We start from the raw sequence: 13527 nt of genomic DNA on the forward strand, positions 1-13527 counted from the left end.
CACCTGCCGGCCGGTCATCTCCACCGCGGCGCGGTGGTCCCGGGAGGTAGCGTGGTCGGTATGCCGGACGAACCCAGCACCGAGGCAGACGTCACGCCGCTGCCAGCCGCCGAACCCGTCGACACCGGCTACACCGGCAGCGGAGTGCCGACCTTCGAGTCGGTCCGCGAGAAGATCGAGACGCGCTATACGACGTCCATCGGGTCGGCGGAACTCGCCGCCGAGACCCCGGAAGGCCGCAGCGCCGAGGAACAGTACGCCGCCCGGCAGAAGGCCGCGGCCGACCGGCTGGCGCAGATCCGCCAGTCCATGCACGCAGAGGACGACGCTCAGTAGTCGGACTCGGCGGCGAGCAACTCCGCGAGGAAGGCGTCGTCGCCCGGGCGCCGCAGCCGGGCCCGCACAAGAGCGCGCACCCGGTCCCGCACTTGAGCCGACTCGTCGACCTCCACGCCGACGGTCACCTCGGTGCCGCGCCAATCATGGTTCCAGGCAGCAGTTTCCGGCACCGGATGGTCTTCTTCGTCGAACAGCGACAGCGTCGCGCTTCCCGTCGCGTCCAGCCTGCCCTCCCCGGTGATCGCACCCGACCTGAACCGCACCTCGACTCCTTCCGGCGAACCGGAGCCGGCCAATTCGGTGTGCACCACCGCGCCGACCCCCGCGCCGTCGGCCTCGATGCGCCAGCCGACGGTGTCCTCGGCCGCGTCGAAGACGCCCTGCGGCACCGCGCCCCAGTTGACCGACCCCACCCCCGAGGCGATCGCCCCGCCCCGCCCGGCCGTTCCGGGCCCCGCAGCCAGTGCGTAGTCGGCACGGCGCCCCGGCGCGGCGACTGCCGTGGATTCCGCAAATGCCACCCCGATGTCCTCGGCCAACTCCGCGCACGCCTGCACGATGTGCACTACACGCGGATCCCCCAGCCGCGCAAAGGCGCTGAGCGCCTGGGTGTGCGGACGGAGCAGCCCTGCCACGTCCGAATCGAACGTGCCGTCTCCGAAGAAGTCCTCGGCCGCGGCGGTGAGCAGGGCGATCTCACCGTCGAGCAGCGCACTGTCCAGTTCGGCGATGCCGTCGCGCCTGCTCGCCGGCCACCACCGCCGCATCCACTGGCCGAGCGCCAGCCGTCGCAACGGGGCAAGCGTGTCGGCCGCGAAGTCGACGCCTGCGACCTCTCGCTCCCCCGCCGGGAGACCGGCCTCGAGGGCTTCGACGATCGAGCTGTGCCCGCGCTCCCCGACGAGTCGCCAAAGCCATTCGGCCCGTGCGGGTTCGGTGAACGCAATCTGGACCCGGGCTGCCGGGTCGTCAACCGTCCACGACAGCACCGCGCCGCAGACCTCCAGCACCGCCGTCAGCGGCACCGCCTCCGGCGCCGGGCCGGTGGTCCACAGGCCGGCAACACCCATGAATCTCATCCCCAGGGCCCTCCTGCTCCCCGCGTCCGCACCACCTGCAGTTCCAGCATCGACTTGATGCGCTGACGGTGGTCCAGGCTCACGGATCGGGCCACGCCCGCGAGCACCGCACGGACGTCGTCGACGTCGGTGCACGGTTCCTGCCAGACGTCGCGGCCGTGCAGGCGTGCCCACAACCGATTGAGGTAGGGCTTGTGGAAGGCCGCGAGGTCGTCGATCACGTGCTGCTGGCGCGGATGCACCGGCACACCTGCGACCAGATACCGCCGGGCGTGCAGCACGTAGGCCTCCTTGCGCAGCCTGGCCTGGATCTGGCCCGACAGATCATGGCGGGGCTGCGCCGACTCGTCGAGCGGCGCCAAATCGGCGGAGACCTCGATCCCGGCGATCAGCGTCGCCTGCTTGTCCTCGGCCAGCAGACCCCATGGCGCACAGCATCGATCGACCTCTTCGGCGCACAACAGCGGCACGTCGGGAAGCTCGTCGCGATCCATCGCCCGGCGCATGGTCGCGCGGACCCGATCGACCACGCTGCGGTCAAGCGGCCGGTCGCCGTCACCGCCCGTGACCGACGGAGTCGACTGCGGCTCAACGGAACTCAGACCGAGATCGACGATCGACCACGGCAGCGTCGAGCAGTCACGGTGGGCGGCGGCGCCGAGGTTGTACGGCGTCGCGTCCGCCACCAGCGCCGACCACACCCGCTGGCGGGCCGCGGCGGCATTGTGACCGTCGGCCCGTCCCAGCACGGTGCTCAGGCCCGCCAGGAACGGACCGGTGATCTGGTCGCCGGCCCGCACATCGCGCCAGCTGCGAACGAGTTGCGCCGACAGCGCCGCGACCACCGCACCGTCGCCGACGTGCTGATTGAGCACCTCGATCGCGGTGCGGTCGCGGTCGGAGTGGATGTCTCGCAGGTGCCGTTCGGCCGCCTCGCGGTCCTCGTGAGCGGGCGCGCCCCTGCCGACCGCGAGCTCGAAGCAGACCGGGAAATAGAGCTCCTGGGCGTTTCCGGTGGTGATCCGGAGTCGGCGTCGCTCCCGTTTCAGGAGGTCGAACCACTCGGCGGTGGCGCGCAGCGTCGCGGCCTGCCCGACGATCACCTGATGCATCTCCGCGGCGACGTCCGCGGTCACCAGAGGGGCCGAGTACTTCGTGTTGGCACGGAGCCGCAGCACCAGCGGGTCGATGATCCTCTTGACGGTCCGGCTCAGTGGGCCCCCGTCGTCGGCACTGAGCACCTCGACGCCGGGGCCGATGCGACGCCACGCCCGTTCGATCACCGCACGACGTGGCTGCCGCACGGCAACGGCTACCTCGGGGCCGGCGCTCATCGGAACAGAATAGAAGTTGGGTTCGGTAGCCGGGTGGCTCACCGAGGCTGACGGCATGCCCAGCGTGTTACCACTCGTGTTCTTCGGTTTTCTGCTCGTCGGCACCGCGGCAGTCCTGCTCGTTCCGACGGGCACCGTGGTGAGGTCGCGCGGTGTCGTGGTCGCGGCGCGGTCGACCGGTGCGGTCGACGCGGACTGCCATGAGGTCGAGCTGGACGTCATGGTGAGCCGCCCTGAGGGCGGCCAGTTCCCGGCCAGGGAGACCACGCTCATCCCCCGGTCGGCCCTGGACAGGTTCACCCCCGGCAGCATCATCGACATGTGCTACCGCCCCGGCGATGAGACCGCGGTGGCCGTGTACGTGCCGCGGGGGTGAGCGTCGCATGGATCCCGGGATTGTCCCCCCGTCGCTCCGCTCGCCCGGTGGTCATCGCGCCCCATCCACCGCGTAGGTGGTCAGCGCCGCCCAGTACAGCGGGCTCGCCGTGACCTCTCCGGCACGCCACCGGTCCAGCTGCCGCCGCTGCCAGGAGTTCACCGCACGGCCGGCGTGCTCGGCCTGATGGGCGGTGTCGACCGCGACGACGACCTCGCCCATCGGGTCGGCGAATTCGCCTGCAGTACCGCAGAACTGACGGTATCCGGCGGTGGTGGGCAGTGACCACAGCGTGGCCGTCACCAGCACCGCGCCGCCGAGGATCAGCGCGGCGACCAGCCCGGTGGCTTCATCGAACCGGTAATCACCCCCCGATGCGCAGGCCAGCAGCGCGGCCCGGGGCGGAATGGGCAACCGCGCCGTCATCATGTCTGCGGCGGTCAGCGGCCGCGGTTCGGCCAGGTGCACTGCCGCGCGGTCGGCGTGTCCGACATCGCCGTCGGCGGCGGTGGCATGCCCGACGAACAACAACCTGCTCGGCTGCAGATCGAGCTGCTCGGCGAGCCAGGCGCGGTCGGCCTCGGCGTTGCGGAACAACGCCACCGCGGTGTTCACGCCGGGGAGCACGGCGCATCGTTCCATCAGCGCGGCGAAGTGGCGGGCCAGTGGGCCGTCGGCGTCGGGTCTGCCCAGCACCGAACCGAGCGGCGAGTCCGGGAGCTGCCCAGGCACCCGCGGATCGAGGATCAGCAACGGTGGACCCTCACCTCGATCATCTGACCGCGGTGGGCGCCGAGGCGAGTTCGCGATGTTGGGCGGCGCGGCCATCAGGATGTCGGCGACTTCGATCAGCCGCGGTCCACGGCCGTCGGGCGTGGCGTTCGAGGCCAACAACGACCAGGGCGCCGTGGCCAGTCTCGCGGTGGGCGCCACGAACAGCGTGGGCAGTGACCGGGACGCGTGTTCGGCGATGAGCTGCCACGCCGCGGGAGCGATGAGGTGTTCACCGAGAACGGCGGCCAGTTCCTTCTCCGCCGCCGGGGTTGCCAAAGAGCCTCTGGCAACGGCACGTTCGATCGCCTCACGGGGACTCTCCGGCGGCCGCGGTTCCGGTAAGGCGTCGGTCAGCAGGTCCCCCACTGTCCTGAGCGCGGACTCCTCGATCACCCAGGTGACCGTCGCGGACGGTTGTCCGACCACCCGCAGGCTGGCGTAGGTGGCGACGCCGACGTCGGCATAACGCAGCACCAAGGTGGGGTTCGGCGGGTTCACGGCCATGTCGACCACTCCGGGTCGGCGGCGGTCACCTGACGGCCATAACGCTGGAACGCCAACTCCCGGTATCGCACCAGGATCGGCTCTGACCCGGGATCCATCCGCAGCGGCGGGAGTGCACCCAGCTTCGTCAACGGCCCGGTGCCCGCGGCGCCGGCACCTGGCCCGGGTCCGGAGGCCACCAGCGCGTACTCGCCGGTGTCGTCGACGGGAACCGCGGCGGTCGCGGTGTCTGCCCAGTCCGCGGGCGCGGACGTTTCGGGCACACTGAAGGTGCCTCGCGCGCAGTGGTATTCGATCAACTCGCTCACCAATGAGGTGTTCCCCCACTCCCAGGCCACCGCGAAGGCGCCGGCCAGCATGCGAGCCGACACATGAGTGGCCCAGCGCATCCGGGCGTCGGCGTCACCGAGTGCGTATCGGACCGAGTCCACGGCCAGCGCGGCAGGCACCTTGAGCTCGCAGGCCCGCGCCAACTTCTCCTCGGCCGTATCGGGATCGGACACGGCTTGCGCACGGAGGAGCGACCCGAGGTGATCGTCGAGCCTGGCGTACTGCAGCCAGCTGTGCCGCGGCCAGTCGTCGAGCAAGGCACGCGCGGCCGTGACACGTTCGGCGGCGGCACCGAAGTCTTCGCGCAGGATGTCGACCCAGCTGCGCTGCAACAGGATTCGGTGGATGTGCAGCGGCCGGCCCAGCTCACGCCAGTGCCGTTCAGCGTGACCGAGGCGCTCGTCGGCGTCATCGAGCGCACCGACCGAGATGCCGAGCAGACCGAACAGCAACCAACACCGTGAGACGTCGTGCGCGCGGGCGTGCTCGGCGATCGCCGGATACGCGCCGTGGACCAGATCCTGTGCCAGCCGCCGGTCACCGGCCACCCACGCCGCGGTGGCCCGCTCCAATTGTGTTCGGGCGGTCGCCAGGTGCCAGTCCCGCGCCTGTGCCCTGGCCCCGGCACGGCGCAGCCAGGGTTCGGCCTCGGTCAGGCGTCCGGTGTCGACGCAGAACCGGCCGTAGCCGGTGCCGGCGAGCACCCTGAGGGTGTCGTCGAACTCGCTGCCGTCCCCTGGCCCGTCGAGGGCGTCGAAGACCTTCTCCCACAGCGGGATCGACTGCACATGCAGGTCGTCATCGCACAGTGCCACCGCGCACAGGATCTGTGCGTGGGTCACCAGGTAGGCGTGCTCTGCGTCGAGGTCAGAGAACACGCCGGCGTCCTGACCGAGCAATCGGAGCCACCCCTCGGCGGACTCGTGCTCGCCGTGCGTCGCGGCCAACCCGGTCTGCAGAAACTGCGCGCGGCGCGTGTAACGGCAGATCATGGCGTCCACCGCCTCGTCGGGCATCGTGACCTGATCGGCGGCGTCGGGCCGTGCTCCCGCCCGGATCTGCGAGTAGATCGTCAGGCAGTCGTTCATGCGTTTCAGGCATTCCGTCACCCCGTCGTAGGCAGTGCGGACCAGGTAGATCTCGCCCAGCTGGGCGTAGACCTCGAGCATCAGATCGTCGCGATCGGTCTCCTCGATGGCCGGCATCAACGACAGCAGCAGGTCCTTCGCTGCTTCCTCGTCGGCAGCGAAGGCCAGGTGGCGGGCCCGCTCGAGGTCCCGCTCGACGTCGGAGGGGGTCACCGCTGAATCATAGGAAGCGGCGGACGTGTTCGGAACGCCCGCCGCTTCCCCGGGCAGGAGCGGTCAGCTGCAGGTCACCGTGACGGTGAACGGCTTGGTGATCATCCCCGCCATCGGATTGGCCATGTCGGCGCCGACGGCTTCGCCGGTGATCGTGTAGCTTTCGCCGTCGACCGTGACCTCGGCCGACCCGCTCTTGGCGCCCATCGCGTTGGCGACCGCGAGGGCGTTGCCGTCGACCACCATGCCCAGCGACTCGACCACCGGCGTCGCCTCGTCGGTCATGACGATGCCGAGCCCCTGCTGGCCACCGATCGCGCCGCTGGCGACGTTGATCTTGCCGCCCTGTTTGACGCAGGTCACCGAGTTCAGGTCGAGACCCGCCAGATCGGCGCCGTCGACCTTGACCTCGGTCTGTGCACCGGCGTCGACCGCGGAGGTCTGTGCGCTCTCCGCGGCCGTGCTCTCGGACGTCGTGGCCTTGTCGTCCGAGCAACCCACCAGCATCGCGGTACCCGCGGCCAGCGTGATCACGCCTGCGGCAACTCGCTTCATCGCCATCATTCCCTCCACGGTGTTTCCCTTCGTTCGTGCTTCGCCTCGGTGGCGTCGTCGAGGTGAAGTCAAGATCAACGTGACCGCTACCGATCCCAATTTCGCGCCGGTGTCGGTGTCCGCCGGTACGGTTCGTCGACGATGAGGTCTTTCACGGTGGACGAGCGGCGGGCCCGGCTGGCCAGGCGTCATCACCTGGCGGCCGGTGCCCCGCCCGCCTCGCCGGCGGCGCTGGCCGGATCACTGGTCGGCCTGCACGCCACCGACCCGGCGACGCCGTATCTGTCGCTGTGGGCCCGGATCCCCGGCTGCTCGGTTCCCGACGTCCAGGCCGCGCTGTACGAGGACCGCACGCTGGTCAAGCACCTCGCGATGCGGCGCACCCTGTGGGTCGTGCGTCCCGAGGACCTGCCGTCGATCCAGTCGGCCGCCAGCGACAGGGTCGCGGCCAACGAGCACCGCCGCCTCGTCGCCGACGCCGAGCGCGCGGGGGTGGCCGCCGACGGGCACGCGTGGCTGCAAACCGCCTGCTCGGCCGTCGTCGACCACCTGGGACGCACCGGAGGGCGCTCGGCCAGGCAGTTACGCGAGGCACTGCCCGAACTGACCGGGACGTACGACCCGGCGCCGGGTAAGACATGGGGTGGCGAGGGCCATCTGGCGCCGCGGGTGTTGACGCTGCTGTCGGCACGCGGCGAGATCGTCCGCGGCCCGAACGACGGCGGGTGGACCACGTCGCGACCCCGCTGGGTGCCGGCCGCCGACTGGCTGGGTCCTGCGACCGCCGTGGCGCCCGACGTTGCGCGTGCCGACCTGGTCCGCCGATGGTTGCACGCCTTCGGCCCTGCCACGGTCACCGACATCAAGTGGTGGTTCGGCAACACGCTGAACTGGGCGCGCCAGGCGCTGCGCGACATCCGGGCCGTCGAGGTGGACATCGACGGCGCGACCGGATTCGTGCTGCCCGGTGACGACGAGCCTGAACCGGAGGTGGCACCCTGGTGCGCGCTGCTGCCCGGCCTGGACGTCACGACGATGGGGTGGTTCGACCGCGACTGGTATCTCGGCCCGCACCGCAGTCAGGTCTTCGACCGCAACGGCAACGCGGGGCCGACGGTGTGGGTGGACGGCCGCGTCGTGGGGGCCTGGCGCCAGGACGCCGACGGCCGAGTTCAACTGCTGCTCCTCGAAGGCGTCGGCCGCCGGGCGCGCAAGGAGTTGTCGGCGCGCGCCGAGGAACTCACCGCATGGCTGGGCGGGGTGCGCGTCAGTCCGCGGTTTCCGTCTCCACTGAGCAGGGGTTAGGCACTGACCTTGCGCCTGCTGCGAGCTTTGACCGGTTTCGGCCGCGCGACGCCCAACGCCTCGGCGAGGAAGTGACCGGTGTAGCTGTCGACGTTGGCCGCGACATCCTCCGGGGTGCCCGTCGCCACCACGGTGCCGCCACCCGAACCTCCGTCGGGACCCATGTCGACGATCCAGTCCGACGTCTTGATGACGTCGAGGTTGTGCTCGATCACGATGACCGTATTGCCTTTGTCGACAAGGCCGTTGATCACCATCAACAGCTTGCGGATGTCCTCGAAGTGCAGCCCGGTGGTCGGCTCGTCCAGGATGTACACCGTGCGACCGGTCGAGCGCTTCTGCAACTCGGAGGCCAGCTTCACGCGCTGCGCCTCGCCCCCGGACAGCGTCGGCGCCGGCTGACCCAGCCGCACGTACCCGAGACCGACGTCCACCAACGTCTTCAGGTAGCGGTGGATGGACGTGATGGGCGCGAAGAACTCGGCCGCCTCCTCGATGGACATGTCGAGTACCTCGGCGATGGTCTTGCCCTTGTAATGCACCTCGAGGGTCTCCCGGTTGTACCGGGCGCCCTGGCACACCTCGCACGGCACATACACATCGGGCAGGAAGTTCATCTCGATCTTGATGGTGCCGTCGCCCGAGCAGGCCTCGCAGCGCCCGCCCTTGACGTTGAACGAGAACCGGCCCGGCTGATAGCCGCGGACCTTGGCCTCGGTGGTCGCCGCGAACAGCGTGCGGATCTTGTCGAAGACGCCGGTGTAGGTCGCCGGGTTGGACCGCGGCGTCCGGCCGATCGGTGACTGGTCGACGCGGACCAGCTTGTCGACCTTGTCCAGGCCGGTCACCCGGGTGTGCCGTCCCGGTACCTGGCGGGCGCCGTTGAGCTTGTTGGCCAGCACCGAGGCCAGGATGTCGTTGACCAGCGTGGACTTTCCGGAGCCGGACACACCGGTCACCGAGGTGAGCACGCCCAGCGGGAAGGTCACGTCGATCTCGCGCAGGTTGTGCTCGCGCGCGCCGACGACGGTGAGCTGGCGCTTGCGGTCTGCGGGCCGCCGCAGCGCCGGGATCTCGATCTGCTCCTTGCCCGAAAGATAGGCCCCGGTAATCGAATTCGGGTTCGTGAGCAAATCTTCGTAGGTACCGCTGTGGACGATCTGACCGCCGTGCTCACCGGCCGCCGGGCCGATGTCGACGACCCAGTCGGCGTGGGCGATGGTGTCGAGATCGTGTTCGACGACGATCAGGGTGTTGCCGAGATCCCGCAGCCGCACCAGGGTGTCGATCAACCGGCGATTGTCGCGTTGATGGAGCCCGATGGACGGTTCGTCGAGCACATAGAGCACCCCGACCAGGCCGGAACCGATCTGGGTGGCCAGGCGGATGCGTTGCGCCTCACCGCCGGACAACGTGCCCGCCGCCCTGGACAGCGACAGGTAATCCAGGCCGACATCGAGCAGGAAGCCCAACCGGGACTGGATCTCCTTGAGGACCTGCCCGGCGATGGCGGCCTCCCTGGTACCCAGGGTCAGCGCATTGAGGAAGTTCGCGCAGTCGGCGATCGACAGCTCGGCGACCTGCGCGATCGACTTCGCGCCGAAACTCCCCGCGGTCATGGTCACCGCCAGGATCTCGGGCTTGAGGCGGGTGCCGTCGCATTCCGGGCACGGCACGTCGCGCATGAAGCCTTCGAGACGTTCCTTCATCTGTTCGGAGTCGGTCTGTTCCATGCGGCGGTGCAGGAACGCCATGACGCCCTCGAAGTCCGCGTAGTAGGACCGGGTGCGGCCGTAGCGGTTCTTGTACCGCACGTGCACCTGCTCGTCGCAGCCCTCGAGGATCGCCTTGCGCGCCTTGGCGGGAAGCTTCTTCCACGGGGTGTCGACATCGAAACCGAGCTGATCGCCGAGACCGGAGAGCATCCGGGTGAAGTACTCGGCGGTGTGCCCCATCGACCACGGTGCGATGGCGCCCTCGGCCAGGGTGAGGTCGGGGTCGGGCACGACGAGGTCCGGGTCGACCTCCTTCTTGATGCCGAGGCCGACGCACTCAGGGCACGCGCCGTAGGGCGAGTTGAAGGAGAACGATCTGGGCTCGAGATCGTCGACGGCCAACGGGTGCCCGTTCGGGCAGGCCAGCTTCTCGGAGAACCTCTGCTCGCGGTGGGGGTGGTCGTCGTCGCGGTCGACGAACTCGAGCACGACGATGCCGTCGGCCAGGTTCAGCGCGGTCTCCACCGAGTCGGTGAGGCGCTGCTTGGCAGAGGCCTTGACGGTCAGGCGGTCGACGACCACCTCGATGTCGTGCTTCTCCTGCTTCTTCAGCTTCGGCGGGTCGGTCAGGGAATGCACCACGCCGTCGACGCGGACCCTGCTGTAACCCTGGGTGTTGAGCTTGTCGAACAGGTCCACGAACTCACCCTTGCGGGTGCGGACCACCGGTGCGAGCACCTGGAAGCGCAGCCCCTCGTCCATGGCGAGGACCTGGTCGACGATCTGCTGCGGCGTCTGGCGGGCGATGCGCTCCCCGCACACCGGGCAGTGCGGCGTTCCCGCCCTGGCGTAGAGCAGGCGCAGGTAGTCGTAGACCTCGGTGATGGTGCCGACGGTCGAGCGCGGGTTGCGGTTGGTCGATTTCTGGTCGATCGACACCGCGGGCGAGAGCCCCTCGATGAAGTCGACGTCCGGCTTGTCCATCTGGCCGAGGAACTGCCGCGCGTACGCGGACAGCGACTCGACGTAGCGGCGTTGCCCCTCGGCGAAGATCGTGTCGAACGCCAACGATGATTTGCCGGAGCCCGAGAGCCCGGTGAACACGATCATCGCGTCGCGCGGTAGGTCGAGGTCGACGCCGCGAAGATTGTGCTCCCGGGCACCCTTGACGATCAGGCGGTCAGCCAACTCCGTCCTTTCCCACAATCACTCGCGCATACCCAGTTCCGTGCCCGACGCATCCAGGTAGACGCACCACAGACACAATGCTAGGTGGCCCCTCCGACAAAGCTGGGCCAAGCCCTCGTCGGCAGCTCGACTGCGGGAAGTAACGTGAGTCACCATGACAGTCGTCGACGACAACTACACGGGCCACGTCGAGCCCCGGACTGCAGCCCGGCGCATCCTTCCCGGCGCCTCGATCGTCAAGGTGTCGGTCGGATCCATGGACAACAACGCCTACCTCGTGACCTGTTCCCACACGGGCGAAACCCTACTCATCGACGCCGCCAACGACCCGGCCATCCTGCTCGAGCTGATCGAGAAGTACGCACCGAAGCTGTCGTTGATCGTCACCAGCCACCAGCATCAGGACCACTGGATGGCGCTGTCCGAGGTCGTCGAGGCCACCGGTGCCCCTACCGCCGCGCACCGGCTGGACGCCGGGCCGCTGCCCGTCACCCCCGATCGCCTGCTGGCCGACGGCGACACCGTCACCGTCGGCGACCTCGACTTCGACGTCATTCACCTGCGCGGCCACACCCCCGGCTCGGTGGCGCTGGCACTGCGCGGCCCGGCCGCCGGTGACGCGGTGCAGCTGTTCACGGGCGACTGCCTGTTTCCCGGCGGCGTCGGCAAGACCTGGAAAGACGGAGACTTCGAGCAACTCCTGGGCGACGTGACCAGTCGGGTGTTCGACGTCTTCGCAGATGACACAGTCGTGTATCCAGGACACGGCGACGACACGACGCTGGGAGCCGAACGCCCGCATCTGGGCGAATGGCGCGAGCGCGGATGGTGACACAGGAGGCACGGAACACAACATGAACAGCGATCAGTTCAACAAGGCGCAGCGCGGCGCCGGGTTCATCGCGGCGCTGGATCAGAGTGGCGGCAGCACGCCCAAGGCGTTGAAGCTGTACGGCATCGCCGAGGACGCCTACTCGGACGACGGGGAGATGTTCGATCTGGTTCACCAGATGCGCACCCGCATCATCACCAGCCCGAGCTTCGACGGCGACCGCGTCCTCGGGGCGATCCTGTTCGAGGACACCATGGACCGTGAGATCGACGGTCGCCCCACGTCGGACTACCTCTGGAACGTCAAGCAGGTCGTTCCGTTCCTCAAGGTCGACAAGGGCCTCGCCGACGAGCAGGACGGGGCCCAGGTCATGAAGCCCATCCCGAACCTCGACGACCTGCTGGCCCGCGCCCGCGACAAGGGCGTCTTCGGCACGAAGATGCGTTCGGTCATCAAAATGCCCGGTGCGGGCCTGGATGCCGTCGTCGACCAGCAGTTCGAGGTCGGCCGCCAGATCATCGGCGCCGGTCTGGTACCGATCATCGAGCCCGAGGTCGACATCCACAGCCCGGAGAAGGGCAAGGCCGAAGAACAGCTCAAGGCCGCGCTGCTCAAGGGTCTGGACAGCCTCGCCGACGGTCAGGTCGTCATGCTCAAGCTGACCCTGCCCGACGTCGACGACCTCTACCGCGAGCTCGTCGACCACCCCAAGGTGCTGCGCGTGGTGGCGCTGTCCGGCGGCTACAGCCGCGATGAGGCGTGCGACAAGCTCGCGAGAAACCACGGCGTGATCGCCAGCTTCTCCCGCGCACTCACCGAGGGGCTCTCAGCTCAGCAGAGCGACGACGAGTTCGACGCCATGCTCGACGCGGCGATCACGAGCATCGCGAAGGCTTCCAACACCTGACACCCGGCAACCCTGGGTCGGCGGGTCGCCGGCCCAGGGTTGTTCCGATGTGGGTTCCGGTCAGGAAGTGTGCACGATCAGCACGTCGATCTTGGACCGACGCGCGACGTTGGCGGGCACCGAGCCGAGCAACCGCCCGGCGATGGTGCTCAGGCCGACGTTACCCACCACCAGCAGGTCCGCGCCCACCTCCTCGGCGAGCTCGACGAGCGCGTCCACGGGTGCCCCGACGACGGCCTTCTCTTCGATGTTCTCGGCTCCGGCGGCTTTCGCACGGTCCCGTGCCTCGCGCAGGATCGCATAGATCGGGGCATTGCCCGACATCTTGTAGCCCTCGTCCTTGAGCACGTCAGCGGCGCGCTGATCCTCGCTCTGCGGGAAGTAGGCCGTCGCAACGATAACCTTCGCGTTGGCCCCGGCGGCGATCTGACCGGCGCGGTCGACGGCACGCAACGACGAATCAGAGCCGTCCGTACCGACCACCACGGTTTGATAGGCGCTCATCCATATCCTCCCAGTGTCAGCTGCAACGCCACAGACAGTAACCCGGCATCAGCAGAACATGGGTACGAATCACCACACCGGGATCGCATTCGCCCAGGATTCGGCCCCGCTCGCGCCGGCAACGTCACCCTGCCCGCCGCGACGTGACGGTGCATACAGGATGGCACGGGGCAACGGATTCGGGTCGTGAATTCCGCACTGCAGCAACGATAATCTCGCCGCTCACGACCCGGGGCCGACGGCGGATGTGCCGGAGATCACCATTCGTCGCGACGATCCTGCCGGGTCGAGGCGGTCGGTACGCCCGATTCGTCCGGGGACTGGCCGGCCGACCATGCGGTGCCCTCGCAGACGAGGTCGTGCGGGACCGGCAAAGTGGCGGGCAGCAGTGGCAGCCCCGGCAGCGCATCGCCGAGGGGCACCGCGGGGAGCGCGGCCGCCGGTGCAGCGGGCACCGGCGGACCCGCCGGCACGGCCGGGACCA

The 13527-nt window shown here is 69.1% G+C and carries 12 protein-coding genes and 1 pseudogene; 5 read left to right on the plus strand and 8 right to left on the minus strand.

Features of this window, described 5'->3' with window-relative positions:
* Window positions 1-60: 60 nt before the first annotated feature.
* On the plus strand, window positions 61-336 hold the full coding sequence (locus H7I57_RS16800; protein WP_264024779.1) for a hypothetical protein: 276 nt from the start codon (window positions 61-63) through the stop codon (window positions 334-336).
* On the opposite strand, the gene H7I57_RS16805 is transcribed toward H7I57_RS16800, so the two are convergent.
* Both H7I57_RS16805 and H7I57_RS16810 read right to left on the minus strand, forming a co-directional pair.
* The gene (locus H7I57_RS16805; protein ID WP_264024780.1) at window positions 330-1418 is read right to left on the minus strand and encodes a hypothetical protein; all 1089 of its coding nucleotides are present in this window, start codon (window positions 1416-1418) and stop codon (window positions 330-332) included. The two genes, H7I57_RS16800 and H7I57_RS16805, sit on opposite strands and share 7 nt — an antisense overlap.
* Complete coding sequence (locus H7I57_RS16810; RefSeq protein WP_264024781.1) at window positions 1415-2752, minus strand: hypothetical protein; 1338 nt, start codon at window positions 2750-2752, stop codon at window positions 1415-1417. Before H7I57_RS16810 ends, H7I57_RS16805 begins: the two co-directional genes overlap by 4 nt.
* 55 nt (window positions 2753-2807) lie before the next feature.
* Here H7I57_RS16810 and H7I57_RS16815 point away from each other — a divergent pair, with 55 nt between their 5' ends.
* The gene (locus H7I57_RS16815) at window positions 2808-3128 is read left to right on the plus strand and encodes a hypothetical protein (RefSeq protein ID WP_264024782.1); all 321 of its coding nucleotides are present in this window, start codon (window positions 2808-2810) and stop codon (window positions 3126-3128) included.
* Window positions 3129-3179: 51 nt separating this feature from the next.
* On the opposite strand, the gene H7I57_RS16820 is transcribed toward H7I57_RS16815, so the two are convergent.
* The 3 genes from H7I57_RS16820 to H7I57_RS16830 all read right to left on the minus strand — a co-directional run bounded on the left by H7I57_RS16820 (window position 3180) and on the right by H7I57_RS16830 (window position 6592).
* A complete protein-coding gene (locus H7I57_RS16820) occupies window positions 3180-4406 on the minus strand; it encodes a CHAT domain-containing protein (protein ID WP_264024783.1) in 1227 nt (408 codons plus the stop codon).
* The gene (locus tag H7I57_RS16825) at window positions 4397-6037 is read right to left on the minus strand and encodes a hypothetical protein (protein ID WP_264024784.1); all 1641 of its coding nucleotides are present in this window, start codon (window positions 6035-6037) and stop codon (window positions 4397-4399) included. The genes H7I57_RS16820 and H7I57_RS16825 overlap by 10 nt, the downstream gene beginning before the upstream one ends.
* Window positions 6038-6100: 63 nt before the next feature.
* Entirely contained in the window at window positions 6101-6592 is a 492-nt protein-coding gene (locus H7I57_RS16830; protein ID WP_264024792.1) for a lipoprotein LpqH, read from the minus strand.
* A gap of 141 nt (window positions 6593-6733) precedes the next feature.
* Here H7I57_RS16830 and H7I57_RS16835 point away from each other — a divergent pair, with 141 nt between their 5' ends.
* On the plus strand, window positions 6734-7897 hold the full coding sequence (locus H7I57_RS16835; RefSeq protein ID WP_264024785.1) for a winged helix DNA-binding domain-containing protein: 1164 nt from the start codon (window positions 6734-6736) through the stop codon (window positions 7895-7897).
* Here H7I57_RS16835 and uvrA read toward each other — a convergent pair.
* A complete protein-coding gene (gene uvrA, locus H7I57_RS16840; protein WP_264024786.1) occupies window positions 7894-10800 on the minus strand; it encodes an excinuclease ABC subunit UvrA in 2907 nt (968 codons plus the stop codon). The genes H7I57_RS16835 and uvrA overlap by 4 nt on opposite strands.
* A 154-nt stretch (window positions 10801-10954) precedes the next feature.
* Here uvrA and H7I57_RS16845 point away from each other — a divergent pair, with 154 nt between their 5' ends.
* Both H7I57_RS16845 and H7I57_RS16850 read left to right on the plus strand, forming a co-directional pair.
* Window positions 10955-11632: an MBL fold metallo-hydrolase gene (locus H7I57_RS16845; RefSeq protein ID WP_264024787.1), complete on the plus strand. Its 678-nt coding sequence runs from the start codon at window positions 10955-10957 to the stop codon at window positions 11630-11632.
* Between the two features lie 22 nt (window positions 11633-11654).
* A complete protein-coding gene (locus H7I57_RS16850) occupies window positions 11655-12539 on the plus strand; it encodes a fructose bisphosphate aldolase (protein WP_264024788.1) in 885 nt (294 codons plus the stop codon).
* Between the two features lie 60 nt (window positions 12540-12599).
* Here H7I57_RS16850 and H7I57_RS16855 read toward each other — a convergent pair whose 3' ends face one another.
* Window positions 12600-13043 (minus strand): universal stress protein, encoded by a 444-nt coding sequence (locus tag H7I57_RS16855; protein WP_264024789.1) that lies wholly within the window; start codon window positions 13041-13043, stop codon window positions 12600-12602.
* A 257-nt stretch (window positions 13044-13300) separates the two neighbouring features.
* A pseudogene (locus tag H7I57_RS16860) lies at window positions 13301-13527 on the minus strand (hypothetical protein); the annotation flags it as partial.

It is taken from the genome of Mycolicibacterium pyrenivorans, assembly GCF_025821625.1.
Lineage (GTDB): Bacteria > Actinomycetota > Actinomycetes > Mycobacteriales > Mycobacteriaceae > Mycobacterium > Mycobacterium pyrenivorans.

What these genes read in the sequence shown, in the direction of transcription:
- H7I57_RS16800 (WP_264024779.1), top strand. Translation starts at nt 61, where the DNA reads ATGCCGGACGAACCCAGCACCGAGGCAGACGTCACGCCGCTGCCAGCC.
- H7I57_RS16805 (WP_264024780.1), bottom strand. Translation starts at nt 1,418, where the DNA reads ATGAGATTCATGGGTGTTGCCGGCCTGTGGACCACCGGCCCGGCGCCG.
- H7I57_RS16810 (WP_264024781.1), bottom strand. Translation starts at nt 2,752, where the DNA reads ATGAGCGCCGGCCCCGAGGTAGCCGTTGCCGTGCGGCAGCCACGTCGT.
- H7I57_RS16815 (WP_264024782.1), top strand. Translation starts at nt 2,808, where the DNA reads ATGCCCAGCGTGTTACCACTCGTGTTCTTCGGTTTTCTGCTCGTCGGC.
- H7I57_RS16820 (WP_264024783.1), bottom strand. Translation starts at nt 4,406, where the DNA reads ATGGCCGTGAACCCGCCGAACCCCACCTTGGTGCTGCGTTATGCCGAC.
- H7I57_RS16830 (WP_264024792.1), bottom strand. Translation starts at nt 6,592, where the DNA reads ATGAAGCGAGTTGCCGCAGGCGTGATCACGCTGGCCGCGGGTACCGCG.
- H7I57_RS16835 (WP_264024785.1), top strand. Translation starts at nt 6,734, where the DNA reads ATGAGGTCTTTCACGGTGGACGAGCGGCGGGCCCGGCTGGCCAGGCGT.
- H7I57_RS16845 (WP_264024787.1), top strand. Translation starts at nt 10,955, where the DNA reads ATGACAGTCGTCGACGACAACTACACGGGCCACGTCGAGCCCCGGACT.
- H7I57_RS16850 (WP_264024788.1), top strand. Translation starts at nt 11,655, where the DNA reads ATGAACAGCGATCAGTTCAACAAGGCGCAGCGCGGCGCCGGGTTCATC.
- H7I57_RS16855 (WP_264024789.1), bottom strand. Translation starts at nt 13,043, where the DNA reads ATGAGCGCCTATCAAACCGTGGTGGTCGGTACGGACGGCTCTGATTCG.